This is a genomic window from Hymenobacter monticola (assembly GCF_022811645.1).
Lineage (GTDB): Bacteria > Bacteroidota > Bacteroidia > Cytophagales > Hymenobacteraceae > Hymenobacter > Hymenobacter monticola.
In genome coordinates this window covers 4969919-4987258 of the sequence record NZ_CP094534.1, presented here as the reverse complement: position 1 = coordinate 4987258, position 17340 = coordinate 4969919, and the positions used below count along the sequence as shown (strand labels likewise).

The window sequence follows — 17340 nt, the reverse complement described above, 5'->3', positions numbered from 1 at the left end:
TTGCCACCTTTTAGCCATTTCAACATGCAGCCAGCCGCATCCGAGTCACCCATCCCTCATGCCTTTGTGGCCGATGGCCAGGCCGAGTGGGAAACCACCGGCCCCGGCGTGCGCCGCAAGGTGCTGGCCCACGGCCCCGACCTGATGCTCACGCGCGTGGCCTTCGAAACGGGCGGCGTGGGTGTCCGCCACCAGCACCCGCACGCGCAGCTGAGCTATGTGGAAAGCGGCGCGTTTGCCTACACCATCGGCGAGCAGACGCAGACGCTGCGCGCGGGCGACAGCTGCTACGTGCCGCCGCTGGTGTGGCACGGCGTGGCTTGCCTGGAGGCGGGCGTGCTGGTCGATGCCTTCACGCCGCGCCGCGACGACTTTCTGGCTTAGGCCTCGCCTGTTCTTTTCCTGATTTCGCTGATGAAAACAACCGCGCTGCGCCTGCTGGGGCTGCTGATACTCTTGCTGCTGGGCTTGTGCCTACGCCCGGCCCTGGCCCAAACCGTGACGGTGGCCGCGGACGGCTCCGGAGACTTTCGCACCATTCAGGAAGCCATCAACAGCCTGCCGGCCACCGCGGACCGGCCGCGCACGGTGCGCATCAATAACGGCACCTACCGCGAGAAGGTATTCATCGACGGCAAAGCCAACCTCGTGCTCCGGGGCCAGAGCGAGCGGGGCGTGGTGCTGACCTACGCGCAGGCTCGCGACCAGTGGCTGTGCGGCCCCGACGCTAAGGCCGGCGACTGGGGCGTGGCCACCCTCAACCTACGCAACAGCCCCGACATCACCCTCGAAAACCTAAGCATCGTGAACAGCTACGGCTTCGATGCGGCCGGCGACGTGACCATAGACTGCCCCACTGCGGCCGATGGGCACAAAACCGTGCGCAAAACCGGCCACCAGATGGCCTTGCGCGCCCTGCCCGGTGCCACGCGCATTATTGCGCGGCACTGCACCTTCCAGGCCCTGGGCGGCGACACGGTGAGCCCCTGGGACACCGAGGCCGGGGCTTATTACTTCAAGGACTGCACCATGGAGGGCGGCGTCGATTTCTACTGCCCGCGGGGCTGGGCCTACGCTGAAGACTGCCGCTTCATCTGCCATAATCGGGAGGCCGCCATCTGGCACGACGGCTCAGGCAGCCGCGACTCCAAAACCGTGCTGCGCCACTGCACTTTCTCGGGCGATGACGGCTTCAAGCTGGGTCGCTTTCACCGGGAAGCGCAGTTTTATCTTATTGATTGCCGGTTTGCGAAGAACATGGCCGATGCCGACATCTACCAGGCGGCTTCGGGGCCCGGGCCCAAGCAGTGGGGGCGCCGCGTGTACTACGCCGGCTGCCACCGCCGGGGCGGCAACTACGCCTGGATGAAAGACAACCTGGCCACCGCTGAAGGCTCGCCAAAGCCCAAGGACCTAACGCCGGCCTGGACCTTTGGTGGGCGCTGGAATCCACTGACGGGCCTGGTGACGACTGCTCTGGCTGTGCCAATCAAGGAAAAATGAATTGGCTGAGGGTAAACCTTAGAGCTTTTCTTCGAGCCACAAGTACCCCGCCGCCAACAGAAACAGCGCGAAAAACCACCATGCCGGCCACGGCTGAGCTACCATCGTTTCGGCGGCGTTGGCAGTCGGGGCCACCGAAGGCCGTTGCGCCAGCGCCAGTTGTCGCTCCTCCTGCTCGGGTCCGGTCCACGTGCCCGTGGGGTACACGTAGAAACGGTGGGTGGTGCGCCCTGGCCCGGCCACTTGGTGCCAGCCAGCCGCCTGCGGCCAGAATTGCGCCGTGCTCCACTCGGGTAAGCGCGTGTCCTGGCGCAGCGCGAGGCGCACCGCGGGACCGCCGGCCAGCGCCCGCACCGTGGGCTGCGCTTCGGGGAAAGCCGCTGCCAGGTGCAGCGTGAGCGGCTGGCCAGGGCGCGGCCACCGCGTGACGGTGCGCCAGGCGGCTTGGGGCGCGGCGGGCGGTTGGGCGGCGGTCAGTAGCTGGTGCCAGAATGAGCTATAAACATGAGTGCGGCCCTGCAACCCCCATTGAAACGTTTCGGACACGGCCGATACCACTACAAACCCCAGCCCCACGCGGCGGCTGGCGGCGGCCAGTGCCTGGCCGGGCCCGGCAACCAGCGGGCGCAATTCGGGTACCGGGCGTAGCTGCGCGGGCAGGGGCGCCCGGGCGTCGGCAGGCCCGTCTGACCAACTGAGAAGCTGGGCACCCGTCTGGGCCACGGCCCGGGGCTGCACGGCAAAGCCGGCGCGGCCGGGCACGGCGCGCGGCAGGGACGCGGCTTCTGCCAGCACCAACAACCCCAGCTGTCCACCGCTGACAGCGGCTTGCAGGGTGCTGGCCTCAGCCGGCGTGAGGGCCGCCATTGTGGCGGCATCGGCCACCAAGATGGCGTAGCGCGCCAGCAGGGCGGGCGTGAGGCGGTCGAGGGCCGTGGCTGGTTGGTTCACAAAATCCGTTTGCACCAAGCCACGGCTCACGCCGGTGCGCAGGGCCACGGGGTAATGGGCTTCGGCCAGATGGTTTTTCAGGTACTTGAATTCAAAGGATGGGGTGGCCGTGAGCAGCAGCACGGCGGGCAGTTCCGGCGACGTGATTTCCACGGGTACCGGCTCCGCTGCCAGCGGCTGGCCAGTTCGACGGAGCAGCAGCTCATAAACGGCGAGGCCAGTGGTTTTGGGCTGGAAGCGTAGGCGGAAGGGACCTCCGCCCGCCGGCACCCGCACCGAGTCGCGCACGGCGCCGGCCGCCCGCAGGCACACCCAAGCCGGGGCGGCGTCTTTGGGCAAAAAAGCGGAGCCTTCCACCCGCAACACTTCGCCCAGCGCCAGCTGCGGGCTCCAAAAAGCCGTGTTCAGCCGGGCCGCTGTGGCCGGCTGATGCCAGGAAATGGGCACTCCGCCCAGCAGCGGCAGCTCCGCCGCGCTCAGGCCCTGGCCCAGCACCTGCAGCCCCTGCAACCTTGGTTCCTGCTCCACCAGCGTCAGCAGCGAGCCCAGTGACCGGGCCCCGGCCGGCGCCGGCGAGCCCCCGTAATACCACACCGGCGTGCCGGCCCCCAGCCGGCGCAGCAGTTGCCGCAGGGTATCGGGGGCATAGTTTTCGGTGAGCAAAATAACCTGACCGCGTGCCGCCGGCACCTGACGCAGTGGTGGAAACGCACTGAGCCACAGCGCTGCGGCTGCTACCGCGCCGGCCAGGGCCCGGGCCACCCGGCGGCGCCGACTTCGCCAAGCCAGCGCCACCAGGCCCAGCCCCAACAGCCCGCAGAAAGCCAGCAGAACGAAATAAGAAGTAGGGTGCGAAATAGCAGGCATGCTAGCGGCTGAGCTCTTGGAAATAACGGCGCCCCAACCGGTCGGGGCCGGCGGCCGAAACCGGCGTGGGCGCCGGTGCGGGCAGCAGGTCGGTGAGGGCGCGCTCCACGGCGGGGCGGCACTCGGCGCAGGCCGGACGCCCGGACCGCACGTCGGCCGCCAGCTGGCGCAAGGCCTTGAGGGCCGGCAAGTAGACGCCGGGCCGCTCCAGCGCTGCCCCGGCCAGTACCGTGCCGGCCTGGTCGAGCAGGCGCGCATCGGCGGGGTTAGTTTGGGAGTTGGCCGGGTGGGCCGCCAGCCACCGCAGGGCCGCCCGCACGGCTGGCTGGGCTACCGGCACGGCTACTTGCAGCTGGCGGTGCGGCACGGCCGCGCCCGCCAGCTCGCCGGTGAGGCGCACCGTGGCTTCGGGTAGGGGCGGAGGCGTGAAACCCGCTTTTTTTACGAACACGCGGGTTTGCTGCTGCACTTCCTTCAGCAGGCGCAGGGCGCGGTACTCGTAGGGCCGGGCGGCCTGGAGCTGGCCGGTGCGCAGGCGCAGCTCGGCCGCCCACATCTGGTCGAGTACGGCGTGGAGCTTGGTTTTGATGGCCGGTTCCAGGAAATCGGCGGTTTCGGCGTCGTCGTGCTTGTGAATGTAGGGGTCCATCAGCGCGTCGGTTTCGGCCGTGGGCGAAGCCTTGGCGGGCGAAACCGGCGGGGCTGCGTGGTCATGGTCGTCGTGGCCGTGCTCGTCGTGGTCTGGCGCCTCGGCCGTGGGCGTAGCAGGCGCATCTTCATCCTCGGCAATGGGGGCGCGCGGGGCCGGCGCCCCGATGCCGGCCTCCGATTCTTCGCCCAAAAACTTGCCATAGCGCAGGCGCAGCGTCTGTTGGTCGAAGCCCAGGGCATTGGCCCGGCTGGCCACGGTGGCCGCATCCAGCCGGGGCTTTTCGGCAATGAGCTTTTCGGTGTCAATGATAATCTGGCGCTGGCTGCGGAAGTAGGCCGGCGCCACTTTCACGCCCATGCCCAGGTCGGGGGCGCTGTCGGCCACGGCGGTGTCCTGCCACTGCACCAGGTAAGAGTCGGTGCGGGCAGTGTGGCCGGCGTTGTCGCGGGCCGTGAGGTAGAAGTACAGCTCGTCGCCATACGTCAGGCCCAGCTTGGGCAGATTCAGCACGCTGCCCAGGTTGCCCTGCGTGCCGCGGAGGTTCGCGCTCAGGTCGCGTCGCACTTCCCGAAACTTCACCGCCTCGCCTTGGCCCTGCGCCACGGTGATGACCAGCTCGGCGCGGCTCAGGCCGTAGTCGTCGCGCACGGTGGCGCGGATGGGCACCTCTGGCTGCTGGCCCACGGCTGGCACCAGGGTGTAGGGCTTGGGAGTTTGAATCCGCATGACCGGAGCCTGGTCGGCGCGCACGTCAATGGCGTAATCGTCCGACACCGTGCCCGCCAGCCGCAAACGGTAAAGCGTGGTAGCCTTGAGCGTCATCTCAAAAGAAAACACCCCCGGCTGCCCGGCCACGGGTTGCAGCGTGCGCCGCAGACGGCCTATTTCCAGCACCGGCTTTTGTTTGGCGCCGCCGCTCACCCGCACCTGCCAGCGCACAAGCGAATTCTCCGGGCACTGAAACGACGCCTGCGCGGGCGCAAAGGCCGGCAACCGGGTGTAGGCGGGCGGCGTCACCAGCAGCCGGGTTTCGCTGATGCGCGCCGGAGCCGGGCCCGTAGCGGAAGCAGGCTTATTGGAGAAATGAACCGCCACGGCCTGCGGCGAAGAAGGCGCTAGGCGCCCAGGCCACCACCACGCCGCGGTGCTGGCCAGCAGCAGCGGCAACGTGAGCCCGAGCGACGTCCGAAACGAAACCGGCAACCGGAGGTGCTTGGCGTCGCGCAGATCCTGCAGCTGCCTGGCCACGCGGCGCTGCTGGATTTGTTCCAGCAGGTTCAGGTCGCGGGCCTCGCGCCCCAGCAGGCCGGTGCTGTCTTCCAGGGCAGGGAATTGCCGGTCGAGTCGGGCCGCCACGTGGGCCGCCCGCAACTGCCGGAGCGGCCACAGCCGCCAGCCCACCAGCAGCAGGACCAGGGCCGCGGCCCCGGTCAGTTCCCACCGGGCCGCCGGCCAGTGCCGCGCCAGCAAGCCTAGCAGCAGGGCCGCCGCCAGTGCCGGCAGCAGCACCGCCAGGGCCCGGCGGGCCGCGTAGCTGCGCCCGGCAGCCCGGAGCAGCTGCCGGGCCGAAGCCACGTCGGGGGTAATTAGCGGGCTGATGGTCTGGCTCATAGCGAAGAGTTCGAGGTGCGGTTTTCCCGACGGCGTGCCAGCAGGCGTTCGAGCGCAAACAACAATCCCGCCGCCAGAACCAGCCAGGGCCGCAAATCTGTCACCAGGAAATTAGTGGGAGCAGTTTTCGTCAAATTGACATTTGCAGCCGCTGCGCCGGGTGACCGAGCCAGCAACTGCCATGGGTCGATGGCGCGTTGGTCGTAGGTTGCCAGGGCTTGACTGTCAATGGTCGAAACCAAGGCATCGGCAGGAGCGGGATGCAGCAGCGCCAGGAGGCGCGCCGGCAGCGCCGGATTATCGGCCAGATTGCTCCAGGCGGGGTGCAGGCGCGTGTGCAGCTGGTAGATGGCCCCGGCCCCCAACCGGCGCCGCGACAGCACCGCCCGGCCCTGGCCATCCACCCACACCGCCTCATCGCCGGCCGGAGCTGCGCCACTGCTGCGCCGAAAAAGAGTCGCGGGCGCTTCGGCGGGCGTAGCCGGCACCAGACGGGCATCGTCGGCCACGCCCGGCCCGGCAGCTTCCTGCCACAGCTGCGCGCCGCGGCGCACCGCCTCGCGCCACGCCCTGGGCAGGGGCTCATCCGAAAGCCAGAACAGCCACTGCGCGTTCGGAGCCGGGGGCGTAGTCGTGAACGCAACAACTGGCGCAGAAGCAAGCCCGACGGCGGCCGCCCGGATGCCCGCGCGCAGGTAGCGGGCATCCAGGGCGAAGGCCGGAGCAGCGTGGATGGCCACGGTTAATGGCGGCGCCACGCGGGTGGGCGAACCCGGTTGGGCATCCGGGCTGGTTGAGGCCAACGTTGGGCGGCCACTTCGGCCTGGCTGCCAGCGCAACGGGGCCACGCCAGCTACTTGCAGCTCTTGGTCAGGCCGTTGCGGCTTCGGCGTTGCTTGGCGGAAAAAAACAGTTTGGGCTTCCGTGCTCTTGCCGATGAGCAGGCGCAGGCTGTCGCCGTGCTCATTCGCTTCCTGCAGCCAGGTAGTAGTTGCCGCGCCAGGCAGCGCTTGCCAGGCAATGCCCGGCCGGAGCACGGGGTGCGGGCCCTGCAAGCTGTGCAGCGCCGCCGGCGTGAGCACATACAGCGGCTGCCCGGCAAACGCTTCTGCCGCCTGCTGCACCCAGGCCCAGCCAAAGCCCGCCGCCGGGGCGCCCGCGCTCAACAGGCGGGCGCTGTCGGGCAAACCGGCACCTCCGTCCCGCCACACCGCGCCCGATATTTTGGGAAAACCCGCCGTCAGCCAGCGCAGCCCGTAGCCCCGCCGCCGCAGCGAGTCGATGCGGGGCCGCAGGGCCAGCAGGGCCGGGCTCGTCAGCACCTCGGGGCTGAGCAGCACCTGCCCGCGCCCGGCCGGCTGCGGCTGCCGCCAAACCGGCCCGGCCACCGCAACGGCCAGCAAGCCCAGCAGCGCCGCCCGCAACAGCAGCAGCCATAGCTGTTCCAGCTTCAGGTGGCGCAGGCGGCGGTTGGCGCCCGCAGCCAGCCAGCGCAGGCTGCCCACGGCCACCTCGCGGCCGGGCCGGCGGTTCCAGAGATGAATGGCCACCGGCACCAGCAGGCCCGTGAGGGCCAGCAGGGCGGCAGGGTTAAGCAACGCTAGCAAGGTAAAACGAAATCAGATTCGTGGGAATGGACGGTGAAAAAGGGGCGAAGGTGGCTTGGGGAATTACCGGGCCAGTTGGCGCCGGCGCAGAAACTCCCGCATCGCGCCATCGAGCGGCTGGGCGGTGTCCAGTATATGATAGTCGAAGCCCTGGCGGCGGGCGCGTTGAGCAGTTTCGCGCAGCCATTGCTGCAGCCGTTGCAGGTAGGCCGGCCGCTGCTGGTCGGCGTCGAGCTGCAGCGTCTGCCCCGTTTCCAAATCGCGAAAAGCAATGGCGCTCCGGTAGGTGAAGGCCAGCTCGTTGTGGGCCATCAGGTGCAGCAGCAGTACCTCGCCGCTGGTGGCGCGCAGGCGCGTGAACAAGGCGTTAATTTCGCTTTCTTCCTCATACAAGTCGCTCACGCACACCGTGAGGGCGCGCTGCCGTCGGGCCGTGAGCGGGGCCAGCGTTTCGGCGGCGGGGAAGCGGCCGGCGGCTTCGGCCGTCTCCAGCGCGTGGTAGAGGCGGGGCAGCTGGCGGGCGTCGGCGCGGGGCGCGAGGTGGCGCAGGCCGCCGGGACTGAGGATGCTCAGGCCCACGGCGTCGCCCTGCTGGGTGGCCAGGTAGGCCAGCGCCGCCAGCAGCAGCCGGGCGTAGTCGAGCTTGCTGAGGCCGTTGTCGTCGCGGTGGTTCATGCTGGCGCTGGCGTCCAGCAGCAGGTGCACGCTCAGGCTGGTGTCCACTTCCGACTCGCGCAGGTAGTAGCGGTCGGAGCGCGCGGCCAGGCGCCAGTCGAGGCGGCGCAGGTCGTCGCCGGGCTGGTAGGGGCGGTACTGGCTGAACTCCATGCCCGCGCCGTGCCGCCGGCTGGCGTGCGCGCCGTTGAGGAAGCCCTCAGCCGATTGCCGGGCCGCTAGGGGCAGGTTGCGCAGGCCGTGCAAGAGTTCGGGAGAAAGCATCTTTTGTTTCAGCTAGAAAACAAGAACGTCATGCTGAGCGCAGCCGAAGCATCTCGCTTGGATTAGTAGTTCCGCAGTCAGGGTTTACTGCTGCACGCGAGATGCTTCGGCTGCGCTCAGCATGACGTTCTGTTGTGTCGTTCAGTTAAACCGTCACCGCTTTCAGCAGTTCGGCCACGGCGTCATCGGGCGTCAGGTTTTCGGCTTCGGCGTTGAAGTTGAGCAGCACCCGGTGCCGCAGCACCGGCGGCGCTAGCGTGCGAATGTCTTCCAGCGTGGCGGCGAAGCGCCCGTGCAGCAGCGCGCGCGCCTTGGCGCACAGTATCAGCGCCTGGCCAGCGCGCGGCCCCGCGCCCCAGCGCCCGTAGTCCTTGATGAATTTCACCTCCGACGTGGCCGGGCGCGTGGCCCGCACCAGCCGGTTCACAAAATCCAGTAGCTCGGGGCTGAGGCTCACCTGCCGCACCAGCGCCTGCAGCGCTCGGATGTCGGCCCCACCCAGCACCGGCTGCACGGTTTGGCCGGCCGCGCCGGTGGTGCCGCGCAGCACCGCCAGCTCCTCCTCGGCTGTGGGGTAGCCAATGCGCACGTACAGCAAGAAACGGTCGAGCTGGGCCTCGGGCAGCGGGTAGGTGCCGCTCTGCTCGATGGGGTTTTGGGTGGCCAGCAGGAAGAAGGGCTTGGGCAGCGCGTGCTCCTGCCCGGCGTAGGTGACGTGGCCTTCCTGCATGGCTTCGAGTAGCGCCGCCTGGGTTTTGGGCGGCGTGCGGTTGATTTCATCGGCCAGCACCAGGCTGGCGAAAATAGGCCCAGGGTTGAACTTGAACGAGCGCCGGCCGGTGCCGTGGTCCTCCTCCAGCACCTCGGTGCCGAGAATGTCGGTCGGCATTAAATCGGGCGTGAACTGAATGCGGCGGAAGGGCAAATCCGTAGCGGCGGCCAGCGTGCGCACCAGCAGCGTCTTGGCTAAGCCAGGCACGCCCTCCAGCAGGGCGTGGCCGCCGGCCAGCAGGGCCACCAGCACCTCGTCCAGCACTTCGGCCTGGCCCACGATGACCTTGGCAATCTCGGCCTTGAGCACCGGCAGCTTGGCGAGTAGGGTTTTTACTTCTTGTTCGGTCATATTTAGTGCTTGGTGCCTAGTGCATGGTGCTTGGCATTTGGATTTGTAAAAAATCAGGCTCTAAGCATCAATCATTAAGTACTGTTAAGTCAAGGCATACAGCAGAATATTCACCCCAAACTTGGTGTTGTCCTCCGCCAAAAAGCGCTTGTTGCGGAAGTCGTAGTCCCACTCGCAGCCGTAGTCTTTGTTGGAGTACAGCACGCCGATGCGGCCCTTTATTTCAATGGCTTTCAGGTAGTCGTGCACCAGGTCGTCGCCCCAGCCGTTGAGCTCGAAGCCGGTGTTGGGCGGGCCGTCTTTGAAGGTGAAAAACTGGGAGTAGATGGGGTGGGTTTTGGGAATCTTCTTCAGGGCACCGGCGCCGAAGCATTGGCGCATCTGCTCCTCAAAGGAGCGGGCAAACAGGCCGTCGATGTCGTGGTTGCAGTCATCTACGAACACGAAGCCGCCGTTGCGTACATACTGGGTAAAGTTCTGCTTTTCAGCGGATGAAAACTGCACCAGCCGGTGCCCGCTCAGGTAGCAAAAGGGATAGTTGAACAGCTCCGGGCTGTCGAGGGCCACCACTTTTTCCTTGGGGTCGACGGGCACTTTGGTGTATTGCACCAGCGAGTGCAGCAGGTTGGCGGGCATGCGCTCGTCCACGGCGTCCCAGTCGCCGGAGTGGTATTTCAGGCGCACAAAAGTGAAGGGGGCAGCGGGCACGGCAGAGGAAGTAGCGGCGTAAAAAACGAAGAAAGTAAACCAGATGGCTGGGCAATAGTCGCACTGAAAATAATGGCGTTGCTTTCAGCGTTGGGTTAGGGGCTAAAAAACCGCTAACCCAGCTCCCGAAACCACAACCTTTTGCTGCCCGCCAGGAGTATTCAACCCAATCGATGCCAAAGGCCTGCGGCCGAAGCTACGGCCGAAATCACAGAAGCACTTCATCCGTTTTCATCACCCTACTGCTATTGTTCGCTATGAAAAAGCTGCTTATTATCGCCTTCCTGAGTTTGTTTCTCACGCCGTTGGCGCGCGCCCAATTCGGCATTAAAGGCGGCCTGAACGTGGCCGAGCTGACGGGCCGCGACGGCGAAACCGCCTCTTATAAGCCCTTCTACCACGTCGGCATTTTCTACCAGGCCAATGTTCTCGGCCCTTTGTCCATCCAGCCCGAAGTGCAGTATTCGCTGCAGGGCGGTAATCTCAAATCGGCCTACACCGACTACGACAGCGAATTGCACTACCTCACCGTGCCCATTTTGGCCAAACTCACCGTGGGCCCGGTGTTCGTGGAGGCCGGCCCGCAGTTCGGCGTGCTGCTCAGCGCCAACCAGCAGGGCAATCTACAAGTCGGGTTCACGCCTGACGGCATGCCGGCCTACGGCAACGAGTCGCGCCCGGCCACCAGCGAATTCAAGCGCGGCGATTTCAGCGTGGTGGGCGGCGTGGGCCTCAAGCTAGGCAGCAGCTTCTCGCTTGGCGGCCGCCTCGTAGCCGGCCTCAACGACATCAACGACGCCAAAAACCTAAGTGGCATCAACGACCCCCGGCTGCAAAACCGGGTGTTCCAGGTGTACGCCGCGCTGCAGTTTGGCGGACGGAAGTAAATTCGCATGTCATCCTGCTTGCAGCGAAGGACCTTCTCACTGACGAACGACTTGTTCAAGCGTGAGAAGGTCTTTCGCTGCACGTAGGATGACAGGCGAATTTCTAAATGGCGTCCGACAAGCTCGTGAAGGTGAAGTCCCGGATTTTCAGCGGCGGAATCAGGCAGCCGGCCAAGCGCTGGGGCCGGCCAATGGCCTCGATGTTGTTGAGCATGATGATGGGGCTTTCGTTGAAGCGCAGGTTCTTGATGGGGAATTTGATGGCCCCGTTCTCGATGTAAAAAGTGCCGTCGCGCGTGAGGCCGGTGTAGAGCAGCGTTTGCGGGTCGACTTCGCGGATGTACCACAAGCGCGTGACCAAGATGCCTTTGGCGGTGCTTTTGATGAGCTCGGCGGTGCTTTGCGTGCCGCCCGTCATGATGAAGCCGCTGGGGAAGGCCGTGGCCGTCGTCTTGTTTTTCTCGGCCCAGAAGCGGGAGTAGTACAGCTGCTTCACCACGCCTTTCTCCACCCAGCTCAGGCGCTTGGTGGGCAGCCCCTCGCCGTCGAAGGCGCTGCCTGGGACCTCCGCGTTCATGGGGTCGGAGTAAATGTTAATCCGCTCATCGAACAGCTTTTCGCCCTTGCGATTGCCGCCGCCCTTCTTGGTCATGAAGCTGCGGCCCTCGTCGGCCGAGCGGGCGTCCAGCCCATACATCAGCCCGCCCAGCAGCGACAAGTCGCCGCCGTCCATCAGCGCGGCCGGTTCCAGAATCACGGTGTACTTGCCGGGCTCGATGGCCTTGGCATTCACCGAGCCCTGGGCCTTGTCGGCGGCGCGCTGCGTCAGGGCTTTGGTGTTGAGCTTAGCTGGGTCCGTCACATCGGCAATGGCGTAGCCCGAGCCGCGCCCGTCGGCCGTCCGCACCGTCACCGAAAAGTCGGTGTTGGTGGACTGCTGGTAGGCTTCCAGGCCCTTGGAGTTGCGCAGGGCCTGAAACCGCGTGCCGCCGTCGAGGAAGCCGGCAGCCGTCAGGTTCTTGCTGGCGCACAGCGTCATGCTGTCGGCCGCCGCCTGGGCACGCAGTTCCGCCGTGAGCTGCATGGTCGCCGTCGAGGGCGGGCTCACGTAGGTTTGCGGGCCGAGCAGGGGCACGTATTCGGGGCTTTCGGGGGCGAGCTTGGCGATTTCCTCGGCCCGCTGCACGCAGCGTTTCAGGGTGGCATCGTCGAACTCGTTGCACGTGGCAATGCCGCTGCGCTTGCCAAACCGGCTTTCCACGGCCAGCGACACGGAGTTTTGCGAGCCGGCCGTGCTCACGCTGTTGCGGGCGTAGCGGATGTTGCCGGTGGTGCGCCCGTTCAGCGACACCGCGCACTCGTCGGCGGTGCTGTAGCTGAGGACTTTCTTGAGGAGCGCCTGGGCTTCCTCTTTTGAATAGATGGCCATGATGATTTGCAGAAAGGAGAAGGAGAGGGCTAAACTTTGCGGGCCGTGTTAATCACATTCACGCCGTTGAAGCGCGTGGTGGCCGAGCCGTGGCTCACCGATGACACCTGGGCCGGCTGGCCCTTGCCGTCGAAGAAGGTGCCGAACAGGCGGTAGTCCGAGGCATCGCACGAGCCCTGGCAGGCGCCCCAGAATTCCTGGGTGTTCGACTGGTAAGCCACGTCTTCGAGCGGCTCGGTAATTTTACCCTTCTCAATGGCAAAAAACAGCTGCCCGCCAAACTGGAAGTTGAAGCGCTGCTGGTCGATGCTGAACGAGCCGGCCCCCGCGATGTAAATGCCCTTGTCCACGCCCTTCACCATCTCGTCGGGGCTCATTTTGGCGGTGCCGGGACGCAGGCTCACGTTGGGCATGCGCTGGAACTGCACGTCTTCCCAGCTCTGGGCGTAGGCGCAGCCGTCCGACTCCTTCTGGCCCACGATGTGCGCCTGGTCCCTGATTTTCTGGTAGTTCACCAGCTTGCCTTCCTTGATGAGGTCCCACTCGCGGGTTTTCACGCCTTCGTCGTCGTAGCCCACGTTGCCCACCGAGCCGGGCTGCAGCTTGTCGGCCACAATGTTAACCGCCTTCGAGCCATAAGGCAGGTTCTTGGCTTTCCACTCCAGCGTGGCGAAGCTGGTGCCGGCAAAGTTGGCCTCATAGCCCAGCACGCGGTCAAGCTCCGTGGGGTGGCCTACCGATTCGTGGATGGTCAGGCCCAGGTGGCCGGGGTCGAGCACAAGGTCGTACTTGCCGGGCGTGACAGATTTCATGCTCAGCTTGGCCTTGGCCTGCTTGCCGGCCAGCGCTGCATCGGCCAGCATGTCGTAGCGCAGCTTGTAGCCCACGGTGTCGGTGCCCTGCGGGCCGCGCACCTGCTCGGCCGCGCTGGGCGTGAGGTACTCGTAGCCCAGGCCCACCGGCGCGCTCAGCGACTCGCGCGAGCGGAACTTGCCCGATTTCGTGTCCACCGCCGTCGCGTTGAAAGTGGGCCAAAGCCGGTGAATGTCCTGGTCGATATACGACCCGTCGGTGCTGGCGAAGTACTTCTGCTCGTTCACCTGAAACAGGGCCGAATTGATGTAGTTGGCGCCCGCGTCGAGTGCGGCGGCATTGGCGGCCAGCAGCAACTCCACCTTTTGCTTGATGGGCACCTCGAAAGCGCTTTGCTGAATGGGCGTTTTCCAGCTCACCTCGCCGTAGCCTTGCTGCGGGGCCAGCTGCACGGGCTCCTTCAGCACCAGCTTGTTGGCCTTGGCAATGCTCACAGCCTCGCGGGCGGTGGCGGCCAGATTGGCCTCCGTCACCACGCTCGTGGAGGCGAAGCCCCAGCAGCCGCCTACCAGCACCCGGATGCCCACGCCGTAGCTCTCGGTGCTCACGATGTTCTGCACCTGCTTCTCGCGGGTGAACACATACTGGTTGAGCGAGCGGCCAATGCGCACATCGGCGTAGCTGGCCCCGGCGGCCTTGGCCGCGTTCAGCGCCGCATCGGCCAGCCGCTTTTTCACAATGACGTCGGCGCCCGGTTCCAGCAGGCGGGCGGGGTCGACCGGCGTGTGGCCGAAGCCCGGCAGGCTCGGCAGAAACAGGGCCCCGGTGGCCAAGCCGGTGAGGCCTACAAAGTCGCGTCTTTTCATACAGTTTGCAGAAGGGAAAAGGTGAGTTGAAAATGCATTAGCCTCGCGTCAACCTCACCCCTGACCCCCCTCCAAAAAAGAAGGGGGCAGGGGTGAGGTTCCTGCGGCAGACGGTATTACACCGCGTCCGACAGGCTCGTGAACGTGAAATCCCGGATTTTGAGCGGTGGCACGAGGTTGCCGTTCAGGCGCACGGGCTTGCCGATGGCTTCCAGGTTGTTGAGCATGATTACCGGGCTTTCGTTGAAGCGGAAGTTCTTTACCGGGAATTTAATCTGGCCGTTTTCGATGTAGAACGTTCCGTCACGCGTCAGGCCGGTAAAGAGGAGCGTCTGCGGGTCGACGGGGCGGATGTACCACAAGCGCGTCACCAGAATGCCCTTGGCCGTGCCCTTGATGAGGTCGGCCGTGCTTTGGGTGCCGCCTTCCATAATCCAGCCGTTGGGGCCGGGCAGGTCGGGAATGCCGGCCTTCTGCGCCCAGAAGCGCGAGGAGTAGAGGTTCTTTACCACGCCTTTTTCAATCCAGGTGGTGCGCTGCTGCGGCCGCCCGTCGCCGCTGAACGTGACGTTGGCAATTTCCGGGTTCAGCGGGTCGGAGTAAATGGTCACCCGCTCGTCGAACAGCTTTTCGCCCTTGCGGTTGCCGCCGCCTTTCTTGCTCAGAAAGCTGCGGCCCTCGTCGGCGTTGCGCGCATCGAGCGAGCCCATGAGCGCGCCGAGCAGCGAAGTGTCAACGTTGGAAACGAGGGCGTTGGGCTCCAGAATGACGGTGTATTTGCCCGGCTCAATGGCCCGCGCCTTCACCGACGACGCGGCTTTGTCGGCCGCAATCTTGGTGAAGCGGGCCGCGTCGAACTTGCTGGCGTCCACGTAGTCGCCCGAGGCGTAGCCCGAGCCGGTGCCGTCGGGCGTGCGCACCGTCACCGAGAACGTGATGTTGCTCACCTGCTGGTAAGCCTCCAGCCCCTTCGAGTTGCGCTTGGCAATGAAGCCGTGCGAGTCGTCCAGAAAGGCCGCCGAGCTCAGCTTGCGGGCATCGCAGAGCGCCATGCTGGCCCCGATTTGCCGGGCGCGGTAGTCGGGGTCGATGGCCGCGGTGGCGGGCACGAAGGAGCGGCTACCGTCGAGGTACTGCTGCGGCCCGAGCAACGGCATGTACTCCGGGCTCTCGGGGGCGAGGCGGGCAATTTCTTCGGCCCGCTGCACGCAGCGCCGCAAAGTGGCGTCGTCAAACTCATTGCAGGTAGCGGTGCCGCTGCGCTTACCGAAGCGCGACTGCACCGCCAGCGCCACGTTTTCGCTGGCCCCGGCGGTGCTGATGGTATTGCGGGCCGAGCGCACGTTGCCGCCCACGTTGCCGCTGAGCGTGGCCTCGCACTCATCAGCCGTGCTGCAGCTGAGGACCTTTTTTAGGATTGTTTGGGCTTCGTCTTTGGAGAGAATGGCCATGAGGAAGTTTGTTGAGTAGTGGGAGCAAAACCCCCTCCTTGCCAAGGAGGGAACGTTTCAGCGAAGCTGAAACCGGGGTGGTTGTGGCGTTGAACGGCGGGCGTAAGGGGTGTTCGGGCATCGTTCAACGACATCAACCACCCCCGTCCGAGCCTGCGGCTCGAACATGCCCTCCTCCGCTGAGCAGGGGAGCTTGATGTTCAATTAGCCAATCTTGCGCGCCGTGTTAATCACGTTCACGCCATTAAACCGCGTCGTGGCCGAGCCGTGGCTCACGGCCGAGCTCTGGCTGGGCTGGCCTTTGCCGTCGTTGAAGGCGCCGAAGAAACGGAAGTCGCGCTCGTCGCAGGTGGCGGCGCAGGAGTTCCAGAATTCTTGGGTGTTGGCCTGGTAGGCCACGTCTTCCAGCATTTCGGTGATTTTGCCCTTCTCAATGGCGTAAAACACCTGCCCGCCAAACTGGAAGTTGTAGCGCTGCTGGTCGATGCTGAACGAGCCGTTGCCGGCGATGTAAATGCCCTTATCCACGCCCTTCACAAGCTCGTCCACGCTTAGCGAAGTTTTACCGGGCTGCAGGCTCACGTTGGGCATGCGTTGGAATTGCACGTCCTGCCAGCTCTGCGAGTAGCAGCAGCCGTCCGACTCCTTTTGGCCTACCATGTGGGCTTGGTCGCGAATTTTCTCGTAGTCGACCAGGCGGCCTTCTTTGATGAGGTCCCAGCGCTTGGTTTTTACCCCCTCGTCGTCGTAGCCCACGGCGCCCAGCGTGCCGGGCGTCACCTTGTCGGCCACAATGTTTACCACTTTCGAGCCATACGGAATGCCTTTGGCCTTCCATTCCAGCGTGGCGAAGGAGGTGCCCGCGTAGTTGGCCTCGTAGCCGAGCACGCGGTCGAGTTCCAGCGGGTGGCCCACCGATTCGTGGATGGTGAGGCCTAGGTGGTGCGGGTCGAGCACGAGGTCGTACTTGCCGGGCGTCACCGACTTGGCGGTAAGCTTCTGCTTTACCTGCTTGGCGGCGGCGGCCACGTCTTCCAGCATGTCGTAGCTGTTTTTGTAGCCCACGATGTCGGAGCCCGCCGGGCCGGCCACTTTGTCGGCCGCTTTAGGCGTGAGGTACTCGTAGCCCATGCCCACCGGCGAGCTCAGGGCCTGCCGTGAGCGGAACTTGCCGCTGGCCCGGTCGATGGCTGTGACGCCGAAGGAAGGATAAATGCGGTGAATGTCCTGGTCGATGTAGGAGCCGTCGGTGCTGGCAAAATACTTCTGCTCGTTCACCTGCGAGAGGATGGAATTCACAAACGACACCCCCAAATCCAGCGCCTTGGCATTCACGCCCAGCAGCAAATCCACCTTGTCCTTGATGGGTACCTCGAAGGCATTCTGCTGAATCGGAGCTTTCCAGCTCACTTCGCCGTAGCCTTTTTGCGGAGCCAGCTGCACCTTTTCCTTCTGCACTTTCGAGTTGGCCTTGGCAATCTGCACGGCCAGTTGGGCGGCTTTGGCGATGCCCGCATCGGTCACGTTGTTGGTGCTGGCAAAGCCCCAAGTGCCGTTGGCAATCACGCGGATGCCGCAGCCGAAACTCTCGGTGCTGCTGATGCCCTGCACCTGCTTTTCGCGGGTGAAAATGCTCTGGTTGAGGTAGCGGCCGATGCGCACGTCGGCATAGCTGGCGCCGGCGCTTTTGGCGGCGTTCAGGCCCACGTCGGCCAGGCGTTTTTTCTGGGCCGCGTCGAGGCCGGGTTCCAGCAGGCGCAGCGGGTCAACGGTGTTGCCCAGGCTGGGGAAGCCGGGAAGAAACAGGGCGCCGGCGGCCAGGCCGGTCAGTCCCACAAAGTCGCGTCTTTTCATGTGGTAAGAAATGTAGCGTGGACTCTGCGAGTCCGCGCAGGGGGGATTTAAAAAAACTAATTGACCGGCCGATGCGCGG

At 65.3% G+C, this 17340-nt stretch carries 13 protein-coding genes; 3 read left to right on the top strand and 10 right to left on the bottom strand.

Annotation, left to right across the window (positions count from 1 at the left end):
* Positions 1–24 precede the first annotated feature (24 nt).
* Both MTP16_RS20860 and MTP16_RS20855 read left to right on the top strand, forming a co-directional pair.
* Positions 25–384: a cupin domain-containing protein gene (locus MTP16_RS20860; RefSeq protein WP_243513419.1), complete on the top strand. Its 360-nt coding sequence runs from the start codon at positions 25–27 to the stop codon at positions 382–384.
* Between the two features lie 30 nt (positions 385–414).
* Complete coding sequence (locus MTP16_RS20855; RefSeq protein ID WP_243513416.1) at positions 415–1503, top strand: pectinesterase family protein; 1089 nt, start codon at positions 415–417, stop codon at positions 1501–1503.
* Positions 1504–1521: 18 nt separating this feature from the next.
* Here MTP16_RS20855 and MTP16_RS20850 read toward each other — a convergent pair whose 3' ends face one another.
* The 6 genes from MTP16_RS20850 to MTP16_RS20825 form a co-directional block, all read right to left on the bottom strand.
* Positions 1522–3321 (bottom strand): hypothetical protein, encoded by a 1800-nt coding sequence (locus MTP16_RS20850; protein WP_243513414.1) that lies wholly within the window; start codon positions 3319–3321, stop codon positions 1522–1524.
* 1 nt (position 3322) lies between these two features.
* A complete protein-coding gene (locus MTP16_RS20845; RefSeq protein ID WP_243513413.1) occupies positions 3323–5584 on the bottom strand; it encodes a DUF4175 domain-containing protein in 2262 nt (753 codons plus the stop codon).
* Positions 5581–7182: a BatA domain-containing protein gene (locus MTP16_RS20840; RefSeq protein WP_243513412.1), complete on the bottom strand. Its 1602-nt coding sequence runs from the start codon at positions 7180–7182 to the stop codon at positions 5581–5583. The genes MTP16_RS20845 and MTP16_RS20840 overlap by 4 nt, the downstream gene beginning before the upstream one ends.
* A 72-nt stretch (positions 7183–7254) precedes the next feature.
* A complete protein-coding gene (locus tag MTP16_RS20835; protein ID WP_243513411.1) occupies positions 7255–8130 on the bottom strand; it encodes a DUF58 domain-containing protein in 876 nt (291 codons plus the stop codon).
* Between the two features lie 145 nt (positions 8131–8275).
* Entirely contained in the window at positions 8276–9253 is a 978-nt protein-coding gene (locus tag MTP16_RS20830; RefSeq protein ID WP_243513410.1) for an AAA family ATPase, read from the bottom strand.
* A gap of 84 nt (positions 9254–9337) precedes the next feature.
* On the bottom strand, positions 9338–9961 hold the full coding sequence (locus tag MTP16_RS20825) for a DUF4159 domain-containing protein (protein WP_243513409.1): 624 nt from the start codon (positions 9959–9961) through the stop codon (positions 9338–9340).
* Between the two features lie 257 nt (positions 9962–10218).
* On the opposite strand from MTP16_RS20825, the gene MTP16_RS20820 reads away from it, so the two are divergent.
* A complete protein-coding gene (locus MTP16_RS20820; RefSeq protein ID WP_243513408.1) occupies positions 10219–10848 on the top strand; it encodes a porin family protein in 630 nt (209 codons plus the stop codon).
* 103 nt (positions 10849–10951) lie between these two features.
* Here MTP16_RS20820 and MTP16_RS20815 read toward each other — a convergent pair whose 3' ends face one another.
* From MTP16_RS20815 to MTP16_RS20800, 4 genes are all read right to left on the bottom strand, one after another.
* On the bottom strand, positions 10952–12277 hold the full coding sequence (locus MTP16_RS20815) for a TldD/PmbA family protein (RefSeq protein WP_243513406.1): 1326 nt from the start codon (positions 12275–12277) through the stop codon (positions 10952–10954).
* 29 nt (positions 12278–12306) lie between these two features.
* Entirely contained in the window at positions 12307–13956 is a 1650-nt protein-coding gene (locus MTP16_RS20810; protein WP_243513404.1) for a TldD/PmbA family protein, read from the bottom strand.
* A 116-nt stretch (positions 13957–14072) separates the two neighbouring features.
* A complete protein-coding gene (locus MTP16_RS20805; protein WP_243513401.1) occupies positions 14073–15407 on the bottom strand; it encodes a TldD/PmbA family protein in 1335 nt (444 codons plus the stop codon).
* 204 nt (positions 15408–15611) lie between these two features.
* A complete protein-coding gene (locus MTP16_RS20800) occupies positions 15612–17261 on the bottom strand; it encodes a TldD/PmbA family protein (protein WP_243513400.1) in 1650 nt (549 codons plus the stop codon).
* Between the last annotated feature and the right edge of the window lie 79 nt (positions 17262–17340).